The 13,841-nt window shown below is 64.8% G+C and carries 13 protein-coding genes and 1 pseudogene; 4 read left to right on the top strand and 10 right to left on the bottom strand.

Features of this window, described 5'->3' with window-relative positions; all coding sequences use genetic code 11:
- Window positions 1-85: 85 nt before the first annotated feature.
- The 4 genes from E2L08_RS05905 to E2L08_RS05920 all read left to right on the top strand — a co-directional run bounded on the left by E2L08_RS05905 (window position 86) and on the right by E2L08_RS05920 (window position 3,816).
- Window positions 86-859, top strand: coding sequence for an ATP-binding cassette domain-containing protein (locus E2L08_RS05905; RefSeq protein ID WP_240758123.1), 774 nt, complete (start codon window positions 86-88; stop codon window positions 857-859).
- Between the two features lie 35 nt (window positions 860-894).
- Complete coding sequence (locus tag E2L08_RS05910; RefSeq protein WP_133396125.1) at window positions 895-1,881, top strand: autoinducer 2 ABC transporter substrate-binding protein; 987 nt, start codon at window positions 895-897, stop codon at window positions 1,879-1,881.
- A gap of 73 nt (window positions 1,882-1,954) precedes the next feature.
- Window positions 1,955-2,851, top strand: a complete 897-nt coding sequence (locus E2L08_RS05915; RefSeq protein WP_240758131.1) for an ABC transporter permease — start codon at window positions 1,955-1,957, stop codon at window positions 2,849-2,851.
- Window positions 2,848-3,816 carry an ABC transporter permease gene (locus tag E2L08_RS05920; protein ID WP_133396127.1) on the top strand — a complete coding sequence of 323 codons (969 nt, stop codon included), beginning with the start codon at window positions 2,848-2,850 and terminating at the stop codon, window positions 3,814-3,816. Before E2L08_RS05915 ends, E2L08_RS05920 begins: the two co-directional genes overlap by 4 nt.
- Here the strand turns inward: E2L08_RS05920 and E2L08_RS05925 are convergent, their stop codons facing one another.
- The 10 genes and pseudogenes from E2L08_RS05925 to E2L08_RS05970 form a co-directional block, all read right to left on the bottom strand.
- Window positions 3,817-4,821, bottom strand: a complete 1,005-nt coding sequence (locus E2L08_RS05925; protein WP_133396128.1) for an SIS domain-containing protein — start codon at window positions 4,819-4,821, stop codon at window positions 3,817-3,819. It lies immediately after the preceding gene.
- A 14-nt stretch (window positions 4,822-4,835) separates the two neighbouring features.
- Complete coding sequence (locus E2L08_RS05930) at window positions 4,836-5,777, bottom strand: IF-2B domain-containing protein (protein ID WP_133396129.1); 942 nt, start codon at window positions 5,775-5,777, stop codon at window positions 4,836-4,838.
- A complete protein-coding gene (locus E2L08_RS05935; protein WP_133396130.1) occupies window positions 5,770-6,804 on the bottom strand; it encodes a carbohydrate kinase family protein in 1,035 nt (344 codons plus the stop codon). Before E2L08_RS05935 ends, E2L08_RS05930 begins: the two co-directional genes overlap by 8 nt.
- Window positions 6,701-7,891: a carbohydrate kinase family protein gene (locus E2L08_RS05940; RefSeq protein WP_133396131.1), complete on the bottom strand. Its 1,191-nt coding sequence runs from the start codon at window positions 7,889-7,891 to the stop codon at window positions 6,701-6,703. The genes E2L08_RS05935 and E2L08_RS05940 overlap by 104 nt, the downstream gene beginning before the upstream one ends.
- Window positions 7,892-8,054: 163 nt before the next feature.
- Entirely contained in the window at window positions 8,055-9,692 is a 1,638-nt protein-coding gene (locus E2L08_RS05945) for a dihydroxyacetone kinase subunit DhaK (RefSeq protein WP_133396132.1), read from the bottom strand.
- A gap of 10 nt (window positions 9,693-9,702) precedes the next feature.
- Window positions 9,703-10,698 (bottom strand): ABC transporter ATP-binding protein, encoded by a 996-nt coding sequence (locus E2L08_RS05950; RefSeq protein WP_133396133.1) that lies wholly within the window; start codon window positions 10,696-10,698, stop codon window positions 9,703-9,705.
- Complete coding sequence (locus tag E2L08_RS05955; RefSeq protein ID WP_133396134.1) at window positions 10,691-11,788, bottom strand: ABC transporter ATP-binding protein; 1,098 nt, start codon at window positions 11,786-11,788, stop codon at window positions 10,691-10,693. The genes E2L08_RS05950 and E2L08_RS05955 overlap by 8 nt, the downstream gene beginning before the upstream one ends.
- A gap of 3 nt (window positions 11,789-11,791) precedes the next feature.
- Window positions 11,792-12,100 (bottom strand): hypothetical protein, encoded by a 309-nt coding sequence (locus E2L08_RS05960; RefSeq protein ID WP_133396135.1) that lies wholly within the window; start codon window positions 12,098-12,100, stop codon window positions 11,792-11,794.
- Entirely contained in the window at window positions 12,097-13,035 is a 939-nt protein-coding gene (locus E2L08_RS05965; RefSeq protein WP_133396136.1) for a carbohydrate ABC transporter permease, read from the bottom strand. The genes E2L08_RS05960 and E2L08_RS05965 overlap by 4 nt, the downstream gene beginning before the upstream one ends.
- A pseudogene (locus E2L08_RS05970) lies at window positions 13,032-13,715 on the bottom strand (carbohydrate ABC transporter permease); the annotation flags it as partial. The gene E2L08_RS05965 and the pseudogene E2L08_RS05970, both read right to left, overlap by 4 nt.
- Window positions 13,716-13,841 lie beyond the last annotated feature (126 nt).

The raw sequence follows: 13,841 nt of genomic DNA on the forward strand, positions 1-13,841 counted from the left end.
GCCTCGCGAGAAATCGTTTGACATCACGCCAAGGATGCCGCGAGATTGCTATCGGTGAAACGTTTCAATCGGGAGGGGAGACGGAGTGGCCGAGACGCTGAAGCTGTCCATGACGGGCATCGTGAAACGGTTCGGTGGCGTCACGGCGCTTGATTCCGTCGATTTCGAATTGCGGCGCGGCGAGGTCATGGCGTTGGTCGGCGACAACGGCGCCGGCAAGTCAACGCTGATCAAGACGCTTGCGGGCGCGCACATGCCCGACGAGGGTGTGATCGCGCTCGACGGCGAAGCCGTCCGGTTCACATCTCCTCAGGACGCGTGGCGGCGGGGCGTCGCGACCATCTTTCAGGAGCTTGCGCTTGCCGGAAAGATGACGATCGCCGACAACATCTTTCTGGGCCGCGAGATCACCCGCACCGTCGCGGGGATCAAGTTCCTCGACCGCCGGGCCATGCACAGGCGCAGCCGCGAGCTGCTGGAACAGCTCGACGTGGTCGTGCCCGATATCCACACATGGGTGGAGTATCTTTCGGGCGGTCAGCGACAGGGCGTCGCCATCGCGCGGGCGTTGAACATCGATGCCGATGTGATCGTGATGGACGAGCCGACCGCCGCGCTGGCCGTGGCGGAGGTGCGCAAGGTGCTCGAGTTCATCAAGACCCTGCGCCGGCAGGGCAAATCCGTGATCCTCATTTCGCATAACGTGCCGGATGTCTTCGAGGTGTCGGACCGCATCACCGTGCTGCGGCGCGGCAAGCGAATCGGGCTTTTGGAGACCGACAAGACCACCCCCGAAGAAGTGGTCGGATACATCACCGGCGCGACCGAGGCCAAGCGCCACGCAAGAACGGCGCATTGAAACGACGGCAACCAACAGAACCAGTGGAGGTTATAATGACGCGCAAACATACGCTTTTCGGCGGGGTCGCCCTTGGACTGACGGCGGCGCTTCCGACGTTCGCACAGGACGATACGACCCGCATCGCCTTTATCCCGCAAATCGCCGGGATCCCGTATTACGTCGCGATGGAAGAGGGCGCGATGCGGGCCGCCGAGGAACTGGGCGTGGAATACGTGCAGGAGGGGCCGACCAGCACGAACGCCGCCGACCAGCTTCGCATCTTCGAAAGCTTCGTGAACCAGGGCTTTGACGTCATCGCGATCTCGCCCCTTGACGGCGAGACGCTGAAGCCCGCGATTTCACGGGCGATCGAACAGGGAATCGTCGTGCTGACCGCCGATGCCGATGCGCCCGACAGCGACCGTCAGTTTTTCGTGGCGCAGGCGTTGGACCGCGATCTGGGCTACACGCTGCTCGACGAGGCGGTGGAGCGCATCGGGGAGAGCGGCAAGATCGCGATCGTGTCGGATTCTCCCACCATCCAGTCGATGCAGAACTGGATCGCCGCCATCGAGGAACGCGCCGAGACGACCTATCCCGATATCGAGATCGTATCGGTCGACCATACCGACGGCACCGCGCAACGCGCCTATCAATTCGCCACCGATGCGATGACGCGCAACCCGGATCTCAAGGCGATCCTCGGCATGGCGTCGACGACCTGTCCGGGCATCGCCCAGGCGGTCGAGGCCGCGGATCTCGTGGGCGAGGTGCTGACAGCCGGCTACTGCTCGCCCAACACGGCGCGGGACTACATCAAGTCGGGCGCGATGCCGTTCTCGGTGCTGTGGAACCCCGCCGACCTTGGCTACCTGACCGTCTGGGTCGGCGATCATCTCGTCGATGGCGGTGAAATTACCGGCGCGTTCGAGGTCGAGGGACTGGAACAGACGATCGAGTACCTGCCCGAGAACGACGTGATCCTGCTTGGTCCGCCGTCCGTCTTCACCGAAGAGAATGTGGACGATTTTGACTTCTAGGGCACAAACCGCGCGCTCGACGCGCAAGGCATTCTCCCGGCCGTTTCGTATCGGTCGGGAGGGGCTCTTGCTCGTGGCCTTGGCGGTGCTCTGTGCGATCTTCGCCAGCCAGTCCGAGTTCTTCCTGTCCGAGCGCAATCTGACGACGATCCTTCGCAACTCGGTGGACCTTTCCGTGGTCTGCGCGGGGATGACGATCGTCATCATCCTCGGCGGCATCGACGTGAGCGTCGGCGGCATCCTCGCGGTCTCGGCGGTGCTGATCGGCCGGGCCTATCAGTACGGGATGCCGGACTGGGTCGTGATCCTCGTGGGCCTCGGGGCCGGTGCGCTGCTCGGGGCGATGAACGGCGCGATCATTGCAAAGACGCGCGTGCCGCCCATCGTCGCCACGCTCGGCACGATGTATATCTTTATCGCGGTCCTTTTCCTCGTCATCGGGGGCGTCTGGATCAGCGGTTTGCCGAACACGCTCTCGTTCCTGGTTCTGGGCGATTTCGTGGGCGTGCCGGCAGGCGTTTTCGTCATTGGGCTGGTCTATGCCTTCTCATGGCTGTTGCTGCGTCGCACGCCCTGGGGTCAGCGCGTCGTCGCCATCGGCTGCGACGAGGTGGCGGCGAGGCTGGTGGGCATCCAGGTCGACCGGACCAAGATCCAGGCCTACGCGCTGCTCGGCCTTTTCGCGGGCATCGCCGCAATCCTCTATGTCGCGCGCCTGAGGAACGTCGAGGTCAATATCGGGACGAATATCGCCCTCGAGGCGATCGCGGCGACGATCCTCGGCGGCGCGAATATCCGCGGCGGGATCGGCAGCCTCATCGGAACGCTGATGGGCGTTCTTTTCATCAAGATCACGCAGAACGGGCTGGTGCTCATAGGAGTCTCGTCGCTCTGGGAAACGGTCGTGATCGGCGGGCTTCTCATCGTCGTGCTGATCCTCGACGCGCTCGAGACACGGAGAGTCTCATGAAGGATCCGCTGGCGCAGCGCATGTTCTTCCTGTTCGGCCTCCTGATCGCGGCCGGCGTCATGGGCGCCCTGCTTTCCCCGCACTTCGTGCAGACGTCCACGGTGGCCTACCTGCTGCAATACGTTCCCGTCCTGGGGGTGCTCGGCATGGCGCAGACGCTCGTCATGCTGTCGGGCGGGCCCGGTATCGATCTTTCGATTGGGGCCACCATGTCGCTTGTCGGGCTTGCCATTGCCGGTCTTTTCGCGCTCGGCGTGCCGATGGTCTTGGCCTGCATGATCGGTCTGGCGATCGGGGGATTGCTGGGGGCAGTGAACGCCTTTCTCGTCTGCGTGGTCAAGGTGCCGTCGCTGATGGGCACGCTTGCAACGTTCTTTGCCTATTCCGGCTTGGCGCTTGCCTTGACCGGCGGCTCGCCCATCGGTGGGATCCCCGACTGGTTCGGCATCCTCGCGCAGGGGCGTATCCTGGGTATTCCGGTGCATATGTGGACGGTGTTCGTGCCGCTCGCCATCGTTCTGCACGTGATGCTGACCTATACGCGGGTCGGGTCGCATATCTATGCGGCCGGAAATGACGAGCGGGCGGCGTTCCTGTCCGGCGTGAAGGTCTGGCGCCTCCGCTTTGGCCTGTATTGCCTGAGCGGCGTCATCGCCGGGCTCGCCGCGATCATGACGCTGTCATGGTTCCAAGCCGCGCGCCCCGACGCCGGCGAGGGGATGGAGCTTTTGTCGGTCACGATCGCCGTGCTGGGCGGCGCGCATATCTTCGGCGGTATCGGGCGGATTTCGGGCACGGTCTTGGCGGTGCTGATCGTCACGACGCTGCAGGTGGCATTGCAGCTCGCCAATATCTCGCAGGCGTGGCAGCTCGCGGCGATCGGCCTTCTCCTGATCGGCAGCGTGGTTGCCGATAATGCCGTGGGCGAAAGGCTGAGGGCGCGGACGCGCCGCGCCGGCACCTGATCAGCGGGAGGACCAGCCGAACCAGTCGCGCTGGACCTCGGCGGCCGCAGAGCCGCGCGCCGGATCGGCGACGTTCAGATCGCGCGCCTCGGCGACCGCGAGGCAAAGCGTCTGCAACGCCAGCGCAGCCCGCAGCGCCGTCGACAAGGGCGGCTCGTCCCGGCCGTCCAGCCCGGCCGTGCCGACCGAGACCCCGAGCCGTTCGAGCCCCGCGCGCATTGCCTTTGTTCGCGCGTCGGCGGGGCCGCCGCCGCCGCAAAGAATGACGTGGTCGCCCGGACGCAGCATGAACTGCGCGCCATGGGCGAAATTCTCGGACTCGAACGACCACGCAGGAAGTCCCCCCGCCTCGTGCATCTTGGCCGCCCCGAAATTCGCGGACCCGAGCGCCGCACCGATGCCGAGAAAGAAGAAGCGCCCGTCCGAAGGCATCCTTGCCGCGATGGACCGCGCGTTCTCAGCGAGCTGCCCGGTGCTGTCATCGAAGATGCCCCGAATGGCGGGCCCATCGAGCGGCGCGCACAACGCGGCGAGCGCGAGCAGCGTGATGTGATAGTCGAGCCCGTGCGGGATGGCACGGCTGATCGGTGTGTAGGGCAGGGGAAGAATGCCGGCCGCCGCGCGCGCCAGATCGCTTTCGGGCTTGAGGGTGATGGCGAGTGTATGCGCGCCCCTTGCCGCGGCGTCCGAGATGGCCTCGACCGTACGGCGGGTAGAGCCCGAGATGGAAATGCCGACGACCGTATCATCGGCACCGACAGGCGCGTCCCAGAGCATGTCGGCCGCGCTGACCGGGCGCATGTCGTAACCATGTTGCCGAAAATGCCGCACCATGGATTGTGCGGCGAAAAGGCTGTCGCCGCACCCACCGATCCAAACGGGGCGATCCTTGCGGATTCGAAGACGTGACGCCGCCTTGGAAAGCGCGTCGGCTGCGGCCCCGAGGATGACCGGCTGTTCGTCGAGTTCACGCTGCATAAGCGCGCGGCTTTCAAAGGGCGTCATGGGATCTCCCTATCTCAGGCGGAACGATGGGCGAGCGCGGCCGAAAGATCGGCCGGCGCCACCGGCCCCAGTTCCGTCAGGATGGCGGTCACAAGGTCCGGCGGCACGATCTCGAGTTCGGGCGCCGAGGTCGAGGCGACCTCTCCCTCTTTCAGCAGGAAATCATAGGTTCTCGCGTCGGGCGCGGGCAGTTCGGCGGCCATGCGCTTGCCCACCTTGAAGAGGTCGGCCGCACCATAGACCGCCACGTTGTGCGCCTGTGCCGCTCGGGCGGCGAGGGTCGAGCCGATGGTATTGCTGATCCCGCCGTCCCGCGTGACGCTTTCGGCACCCAGAAGCACTGCATCCGATTGCGACATGGCGTATTCCAGTGCCGCGTCGGGCAGGAACAGGATGGGGACGCCCAGATCCGCCAGCGCGGACATGTAGCGCCGGCCGCCGTCGATGGCGCGGCTTTCGGGGATGACGATGCGGCTCAGCCCGCCACCCGAGGCAAGCGCCCGAACCAGATCGGCCACCGTGCTGGAATAGTCGTAGATCAACGGATTTCGGCACGCGGACAGCGCCGCGACACCGCGTTCGATCAGTTCCCTTCTCCGGGTGGCGGCGGCCGTATCCCAGGCCTCGGCCCGTTCCTGGAGGCGTTCGATCGCCTCGGCGGGCGAAAGGTCTTCTATTCCTTCGGTTTGCCAGTTCAGTGCATTGGCCACGATCGGCGCGCCGACCCCGCGGGTGCGGGCGATGAAACGGGCGAGTTCCATCGCTTCGGTCAAGGCGGTCGGCCGGTCGGCCCGCGCCTTTCGGGCGACGAGCGGTAGCGCGAGTGCGACGTGGTTGGAGGCGCCCAGCACGCCCTCGTCCACGATATCGCGAAGCCCGTGCATCGTTTCGGCATCCGGGTCCGGCAAATCCGCCTGCCGCAGGATATCGCGGTATTCGAAACGTCTCTCAGGCATTCGAGCCCTCACATGATCGGAGTTTCAGGAAATCCTCGACCTCGCGCCGTGTCGGCAATCCTGCCTGCGCACCGTAACCGCGGGTCGAGATCGCCGCCGCCGCGTTCGCGAAATGCAACGCCGCGAGATCGTCCGCACCGGACAAACGGGCATGTAGGAAGCCCGCGGCGAACGCGTCGCCCGCACCGGACGTGTCGGTGACGGCGACCTTGTGACCGGCCACATCGAGCAGGGTCGACCCATTTTCGAGCCGAGCACCGCGTTTCCCGCGGGTCATCACGATGGTCTTGCCATGCCCCGTGGCCAGCGGACCGATGCGGCGTTCGATTTCGCTCCGGCTTTGTTCGCTGACGAAAAGAAGATCCACGTTTTCGATCAATTCCCCCACCCGGCCGCCGCCTGGCGGAACGTCCGCCGCCTCGAGGTCCAGCGAGACAGAGGCGCCGACGCCTCTTGCCCGGACCAGGGCCGCTGCGGCGAGATCGTGCTCGGTAAAGGTCAGATGGACGTGATCGACCCCCGCGAAGGCCTCGGGCGTAAGATCGTCGGGCCGGGGCAGGTATGCCGGGCTCACCGCCTTGACCAGCGATTTTTCGCCCTCGTCATCCACCATGACGACGCAGAAAAACGTGGCCGAACCGTGCCGCGTGGCGACGTGGGAAAGATCGAGCCCCTCATTCCCGAGCGACCCGAGGGCCTCTTGCCCCATCGCGTCGTCGCCCACCGCACCGAGGATCCGCGTCCGGGTTCCCAGCCGACAGGCCCCGACAGCCACATTGGCTGCCATCCCTCCCGCGCTTTGCGCGACCTGCCTGCCATCGACCTTCTGATCCCGTCCGGGCGGGTGCGGAACCCTGAGGATAATGTCGATATCTATGTCGCCGAGGCACAGCAGCAGCGGCGTCGTTCCGGCTTGCGTCATTTCACGCTCCGCCGGCCGTGGCCTGCGCCGAAACCTCGTCCGTCGTGGGCAGGCGTCCCTGCGCGCCGAGGGCCGAGAGGGACAGGCTCGCCCCCCGAACGGCATGGGAGAGAGCCATCGCGAGATCGCCCTGCGACAGCCACGAGGCGAGGAAGATCCCGGTAAAGGCGTCCCCGGCACCGGTCGCGTCAACCACCTCGACGGACGGGGCCGCGCAATGCACCGGCTTTTCGCCCGGTCGAAGGAGAACCGCCCCCTCGGCACCGCGGGTCAACAGGATGGCACGACAGACGTTTCGCGGTACCAGATCGAAGAACCGCTCGGGCGTCCGGCCGATATCGGGAATGTCTTCGGTCAGGCGCTCGAAAGAGCCTTGATCGAGGAACAAAAGGTCGAACGTCTCCAGCAGGTCGCGACGATCCGGCAGGTTCCCCTGCGCCACATCGAAACCGGCGGAATGCAGCGACATCAGGTAGCCGGCCGCGCGCAGGTCCTCGCGCATCTCGCGGGCCGCCTGGAAATGGAAACCGTCGAAATGGACGCAGGCGGGTGCGGCATTCGGTGAACGGCGGGCGAGATGCTGGGCAAGGAAATCCAGAGGTACCTGGAATGGCTCGTTGATGATCGTTCGCCGGCCGCTGCCTTCGACAAGGACGATGCATCGCGACAATCGGTCGTTGGGCTGCTGCAATGCGCCGCTGGCGTCGACGTTCCGGGCCGTCAGTTCCTCGAGCGCCCACAGGCTGTCCGCATCGGTGCCCAGATGCGTGACCATTTCCGCACCGATCTCGAGCGGTTCGCCAAGCGCGGCGGCAAAGACGGCGACGTTGGCGGCCGGTCCGCCCAGCATCTTTTCGATGGAACGGGAGGTCGTCCGGTCGCCGAACCGGGGGACGGCGTCGATCCTGACCATGTAGTCGATCGAAATATAGCCCACCGAGATCAATCGCGGCCGATCGGGCCGCGAGGTGCGCTCGGCACGCGGACGATGCGCGATGAGCGCTCGGGCGAGGCTGTTGGGACGGTAGCCGAGTTCGGCCACGGCCTCGCGCACGGCCTGTCGTGCGCGCGCAGAAACCGACTTGCTATCGTTCAGGACATGGGAAACGGTCCCCACCGAAACGCCGGCCTTGAGCGCGACATCGCGGATCGTCGCCCGACGGCCGGGAGCTGAACCTTGGCTTTGTGACATTCCCGTTTCGCCGCCCTGTTGCCGCAGACCGCTTGAAACGTTTCACCCTTTGAGGACGGGCTGTCAACTCCACCCGCCGGCAGGGGCGAGATCCGCCAGGAGTATCGGAAAGCGACCGGACGCAGCCAATGGCGGCGATCATGATTGAGGATCCTGCAGACCGCTATTCCCCGCGTTCGGAAATCCGGGCGAGATGCTCGAAGAGACGGGCGACGGCTTCGGCGCCGGGGTCGGTGTGCCCCTGTAGCTGCCGCGCGCTGATATAGGATGCCCGCCCGGCTTTGGCTTCGGTCATCTCGGCGGTCCGATCGGCGCCCGAACGCGCTGCCCTTGCCGCGTGCCCGAGTCCCTTGTCCAGCTCGTCGAGCGCGGGTTTCAGAGCGTCGATCATCGTGCGGTCGCCCAGATCGGCGCCGCCGATCTCGCTCATGCGGGCCAGCCCGGTTCTCAAGGCACCGCGCATGGGCATTCCGCTCGACGACGCATCGCCGGCTGCAGCAAAGAAAATGGCCAGCAGCACGCCGGACGATCCGCCCATCGTCTGGCTCAGTTCCTGACCAATGGCGCGATAAAGCTGGGTCTGATCGGCGAGCGGCAGACGATCCATGCTGTCCAGCAGGGCCCGCGCCGCGTTGGCCAGCGTCGTGCCGGTATCGCCATCGCCCGTTTTCGCGTCGAGCGCGTTCAGATCGCCTTCGGCGTCGATCAGGACCTTGCAGCATTCCTCGAGAAAGGCGGCGGCTGCGGCATTGCTCGATGGCATCGCCTTGATCGGGGCGAGCCCGTCGGGAAGCGGCAGGACCGTCTCGGGTGCCATCGCGACCATGCCCGGCCACGCGGTCACGCCGCAAGGTGCGGCCAGCAAGGCCAGTTCGTCCTCGGTCGCCGCCAGCAGGGATACGGATACGCCGTGCATGTCGAGCGATGTCATCAGGGGCGCGGGACCGATAAGGTGGCCGATCCGCGCCCCGATCCCGGAGCGCTGGACCTCGTTCGTAAGCAGCGACATTTCCAGCGTGGACGTTCCGCCGAGGTTGTTCACGAGAGCGACCTGCGGGCCGTCGGATATGGCGGGAGCGAGCCTGTCCATCATGGTGGCGATCGCCGTGCGGGCGTCTTCGTAGTCGACCTGTTCGACGCCGGACTCGCCATGTATGCCCAACCCCACCTCCGCCTTGCCTGCCTCGATCCTGTTTTCCTTGGGCGATCCGGGGACGGTGCAGGTGTCGAGCGACATTCCTATGCTGTGGATCCGGGCGATCACACCGCGCGCCGCGGCGGCGACAGTGTCGAGATCCGCGCCGGTTTCGGCCAGCGCACCGGCGATCTTGTGCACGAAAAGCGTTCCCGCAAGCCCGCGGGCCTGCGGAAGATCCGGCAGAGCCACATCGTCATCGACGACGACCATCTCGACCCGCCGGCCGAAGCCGCGTGCGCGCTCGGTCGCGAGACCGAAATTCAGACGATCGCCGGTGTAGTTCTTGACGATCAGAAGACAGCCCGCCTCGCCGGTCACGGCGAGGATACCCGCCAGAACCGCATCCACCGAGGGGGACGCGAACACATCCCCGCAGACTGCGGCGGTCAGCATACCCCGCCCGACGAAACCTGCGTGGGCGGGTTCGTGTCCCGAACCGCCGCCCGATACCAACGCCACCCCGGAACGATCCCAGTCGGCGCGGATCACGACGCGGATATGCGGATAGCCATCGAGCCGTGCAAGCGTGCCGCCCGATGCGGCAAGCATGCCTGAAATGGCATCGGTGACGATCGTGTCCTTGCCGTTCATGAAATGGGCCATCGAATATTCCTCAGACAATTCGTGCGCCGTCGGCGCCGAAATAAAGCGGGTTGCGGGGGCGGATCTTGACGGTATCGCCGCTGGTGAGGTCGGTATGGGCATCGGTGACCGTGACGACGTCGTGATCGCGCAGGTTCAGGTGCAGGCGGGTCTGATCGCCCAGCCGCTCGACCCGCCGCACGATGGCCTCGGTGCCGTCGCCCTGCGCGATATGTTCGGGCCGAAGCCCGATATAGACGGCGCGATCGGGGGCGCCGCCAAAGAGTCCGGCCGGCAGGACGTTGATGCGAGGCTGTCCCAGACGGCCGGCGGCATAGATGCTGACCGGTTCCTCGTATACCTCGCGCGGGGGGCCGAATTGCACGAGCCGCCCGCGATCCAGCACGCCCACATGCGTGGCCATGGTCATCGCCTCGATCTGGTCGTGGGTCACATACAGCATCGTCGCGCCCGTATTGGCCTGAATGCCCTTCAACTCGATCCGAAGGTCCGACCGGAGTTTGGCGTCCAGCGAACTGAGCGGCTCGTCCATCAGGAACACCGCCGGATCGCGAACCAGTGCCCGCCCGATCGAGACGCGTTGCATCTCGCCGCCCGACAGGGCCGTCGCGCGGTTGTCGAGCTTGTGCGAGATCTGGAGCATCTCGGCGACCTCGGCCACCTTGCGGGCGATCTCGTCTTTTGGCGTCCGCAGAACCGGCGATTTAAGGGGAAAGGCCAGATTGTCGCGCACGCTGAGATGGGGATAGAGCGAGTATTGCTGGAATACCATCGCCACGTCCCGCTGCGCCGGTGCGAAACCGGCCATCGGCCGGCCGCCGATGGCAACGGTGCCGCTATCGGGAACGTCCAGCCCCGAGACCATGCGCAGGGTGGTAGTTTTTCCGGCCCCCGTCGGGCCCAGCAGAACCACAAAGGATCCGTCGGGTACGGTCAACGATACATCCTCGAGGGCCAGATCGTTTCCAAAACGCTTGGATACCGACTCCAATACCACTTCAGCCATGGGTCAGGACCTCGCGGTTGGCGGTCGATACAAGCGCGCGCCCGGATCCCGCATCGAACACGGTCAGGGTCCGCGCGTCGAACTCCAGCCCCACGGTGTCGCCGACCTGCACCGGGTCGGATGACGCGACCCGCGCCTTGACCTGGCCGTTCGGCGTCTTCAGCGTGACGATCTGCGTTGTGCCCAGATATTCGCTTGCCGCGATCCGCCCCCGGTATGCCCCGCTGTCGGTCAGCCGGACATGCTCGGGCCGTACGCCGAGCGTAAGTTTACCGCTTGCCCCGTCGATCTGGCGCGGAACCCCGATCGTCGCGTCGCCCAACCGAATGCTGTCTGTGCCCTTGTCCATGACCGCGTTGAAATCGAGGAAATTCATGGGCGGCGAGCCGATGAACTCGGCGACGAATCTGGTCGCCGGCCAGTCGTAGATCTGCTGCGGCACACCGAACTGTTCGACGACGCCGTGGTTCATCACCACGATCTTGTCCCCCATCTGCATCGCCTCGAGTTGATCGTGGGTCACGTAAACGGTGGTCGCCCCCATCCGATCGTGCAGCGCCCGCAGCTCCTCGGACATCCGTTCGCGGAACTCGGCATCGAGTGCGCCGAGGGGTTCGTCCATGAGAAACGCCTTGGGTTCGCGGACGATGGCGCGGCCCAACGCGACCCGTTGCCGGTCGCCGCCCGAAAGACGGCCGACAGGGCGATCGAGCATGTCCTCGATGCCGAGGATGCGTGCGACCTCGGTCACCCTGCGCTTGACCTCGGCGCGTTTCATCCCCTGGCTTCGCAGCGGATAGCTGATGTTCTTGCGGACGTTCATATGCGGATACAGAGCGAACATCTGAAAGACGAAAGCGATGTCGCGCTGGCTCGCCGGTTTCTGGCCGACCTCCTCGCCATCTATGTAGATTTCGCCGGATGTCGGGAGTTCGAGTCCAGCCAGCATGCGCAGCGTCGTCGTCTTGCCGCAGCCGGAAGGCCCAAGAAGCATGAAGAACTCGCCGTCCTCCACCGTGAAGCTCGAGGATTTCACGGCCGTGAAGCTGCCGAAATCCTTGCGGACGTTCTGAATGCGGATCTGGGCCATCGACTACTCCGGGAAATGACTGACGATCAGGAACATGACCGTTCCCGTCAGTGTCACGGCGAACGACCAGCTATAGGCCCAAAGGAAAAAGGGCTGCATCAGCATGACCACTCCCAGCCCGATCAGGATCGACGCCGCCATCTCCCATGGGCCCCGTACGAAGATCCGCGCAGCGGGATGGGCGCGGTAGCCGCGATCGTGTTCGCCGCGCGTATCCTCGACGGTCGGTTTCGGCGCCCCGGCCCGTTCGCGCCGTTTCTGCGCGCGGGTCAGGCTTTCGTCATCGTCGAATGGCGACTTTGCGTCTGTCATTTGCGAACCGCTCCGAACGTGATCCCGCGCAACAGGTGCTTTCGCAGGAGAATTGTGAAAACCATGACCGGCACGAGGAAGATCGTGGCGCCGGCCGCCACGGCGGGCCAGTCCTTGCCGCCGACGCAGATGATGGTGGGAATGAAGGGCGGCGCCGTCTGCGCCGTTCCGCTCGTCAGAAGAACCGCAAAGGCGTATTCGTTCCAGGCGAAGATGAGGCAGAAGATCGCGGTCGAGGCGATGCCGGTCGCGGCCTGTGGCAGCACGACCTTCCAGAAGGCCTGGAACCTCGTATAGCCGTCGATCAATGCCGCTTCTTCGTATTCCACGGGGATCTCGTCGATGAACCCCTTCAGAAGCCATACCGAAAGCGACAGGTTCACCGCGGTGTAAAGCAGGATCATCCCCAGATGCGTGTCGTTGAGTCCGAGCTGGCGGAACATCAGAAAGATGGGGATGGCGACAGCGATAGGCGGCATCATCCGCGTGCTCAGGATAAAGAACATCAGGTCGTCCTTGAGCGGCACGCGGAACCGGCTGAACGCGTAGGCCGCCATGGTGCCCAGCACCATGGTCAGGAAGGTCGAGCCGAAGCCGATGATGACCGAGTTCAGGAACCGCTCTCCGTAGCGCGACGGCCCGGCGATCACCATGCGGCTATCCCGCACGATCTGATCGTACCACGTTTCGGGCGGCGGCAAGGCTGCGAACGCCTCGTCGGTGACGCGGGTTCGAGTGGTAAAGAGGTTCACGTAGCCTTCCAGCGACGGCTCGAAGAAGACTTTCGGCGGGTAGGCGATGGCATCGGACGGGGATTTGAAACCCGTCGCGATGATCCAGACGAGCGGCAGCAGCGTGATTATCGCATATCCCGCGACGAGGATCCCGGCGATTATCTTTGTGCGGCGTGCAGGCTCGGTGACCGAAAAGCTCATCGCTCTTTCACCTTGTTCAAGGCTTTGACATAGATCGACGCCAGACCGAACACGGTGACGAACAGGATCACCGCGTATGCGGACGAATACCCCGTGCGCCAGCGCTCGAACGCCTCACGCTTGAGGTCGATGGAGGTCAGGGTAGTCGCATTGCCCGGCCCGCCCCCCGTGAGTTGCACCACCAGGTCGAACATCTTGAAGTTCTCGATCCCACGGAACAGCACCGCGAGCATTAGGAACGGCAGCGCCATGGGAACGGTGATCGTCCAGAATTGCCGCCATTTGCTGGCCCGGTCGCATTCCGCCGCTTCGTAGATCGTGCCGGGGATCGAACGCAGCCCGGCAAGGCAGATGAGCATGACGAACGGCGTCCACATCCACGTGTCGGCGATGACGATCGCCCATGGGGCGAGGTTGTAGTCTCCGATCATCGAGAACGCGGCCGGATCGGTGCCCGTGAAGAACGCCACGACATAATTGAAGAGCCCGATCTGCGGCTGGTACAGGAACGTCCAGAAATTTCCGACGACCGCGGGGCTGAGCATCATCGGCAGGACGATCACAGTCGTCCAGATATCGCTGCCCCGAAACTTGCTGTTGATCAGCAGCGCCAGCGCGAAACCGATCAGAACCTGCAGCACCAGTGTCCAGACCAGAAAATGCGCAGTCGCCTGCATCGTGGCCCCCGGAGTTCGACAGTTAATCCGATAAGCGATTGATATTGTTGACGCGGGTCAAGCGTTTTTGTGACGACATCGAGCGTCAGGCGGGTTTCGGGAGGTTCAATGCATCGAAGAGGTCGAGTT

It is taken from the genome of Palleronia sediminis (genome assembly GCF_004358695.1).
In the GTDB taxonomy this organism is placed as follows: Bacteria; Pseudomonadota; Alphaproteobacteria; order Rhodobacterales; family Rhodobacteraceae; genus Palleronia; species Palleronia sediminis.

Coding starts and splice junctions, on each gene's coding strand:
- E2L08_RS05910 (WP_133396125.1), top strand. CDS start 895: ATGACGCGCAAACATACGCTTTTCGGCGGGGTCGCCCTTGGACTGACG.
- E2L08_RS05920 (WP_133396127.1), top strand. CDS start 2,848: ATGAAGGATCCGCTGGCGCAGCGCATGTTCTTCCTGTTCGGCCTCCTG.
- E2L08_RS05925 (WP_133396128.1), bottom strand. CDS start 4,821: ATGACGCCCTTTGAAAGCCGCGCGCTTATGCAGCGTGAACTCGACGAA.
- E2L08_RS05930 (WP_133396129.1), bottom strand. CDS start 5,777: ATGCCTGAGAGACGTTTCGAATACCGCGATATCCTGCGGCAGGCGGAT.
- E2L08_RS05935 (WP_133396130.1), bottom strand. CDS start 6,804: ATGCCGTTCGGGGGGCGAGCCTGTCCCTCTCGGCCCTCGGCGCGCAGG.
- E2L08_RS05940 (WP_133396131.1), bottom strand. CDS start 7,891: ATGTCACAAAGCCAAGGTTCAGCTCCCGGCCGTCGGGCGACGATCCGC.
- E2L08_RS05945 (WP_133396132.1), bottom strand. CDS start 9,692: ATGGCCCATTTCATGAACGGCAAGGACACGATCGTCACCGATGCCATT.
- E2L08_RS05950 (WP_133396133.1), bottom strand. CDS start 10,698: ATGGCTGAAGTGGTATTGGAGTCGGTATCCAAGCGTTTTGGAAACGAT.
- E2L08_RS05955 (WP_133396134.1), bottom strand. CDS start 11,788: ATGGCCCAGATCCGCATTCAGAACGTCCGCAAGGATTTCGGCAGCTTC.
- E2L08_RS05960 (WP_133396135.1), bottom strand. CDS start 12,100: ATGACAGACGCAAAGTCGCCATTCGACGATGACGAAAGCCTGACCCGC.
- E2L08_RS05965 (WP_133396136.1), bottom strand. CDS start 13,035: ATGAGCTTTTCGGTCACCGAGCCTGCACGCCGCACAAAGATAATCGCC.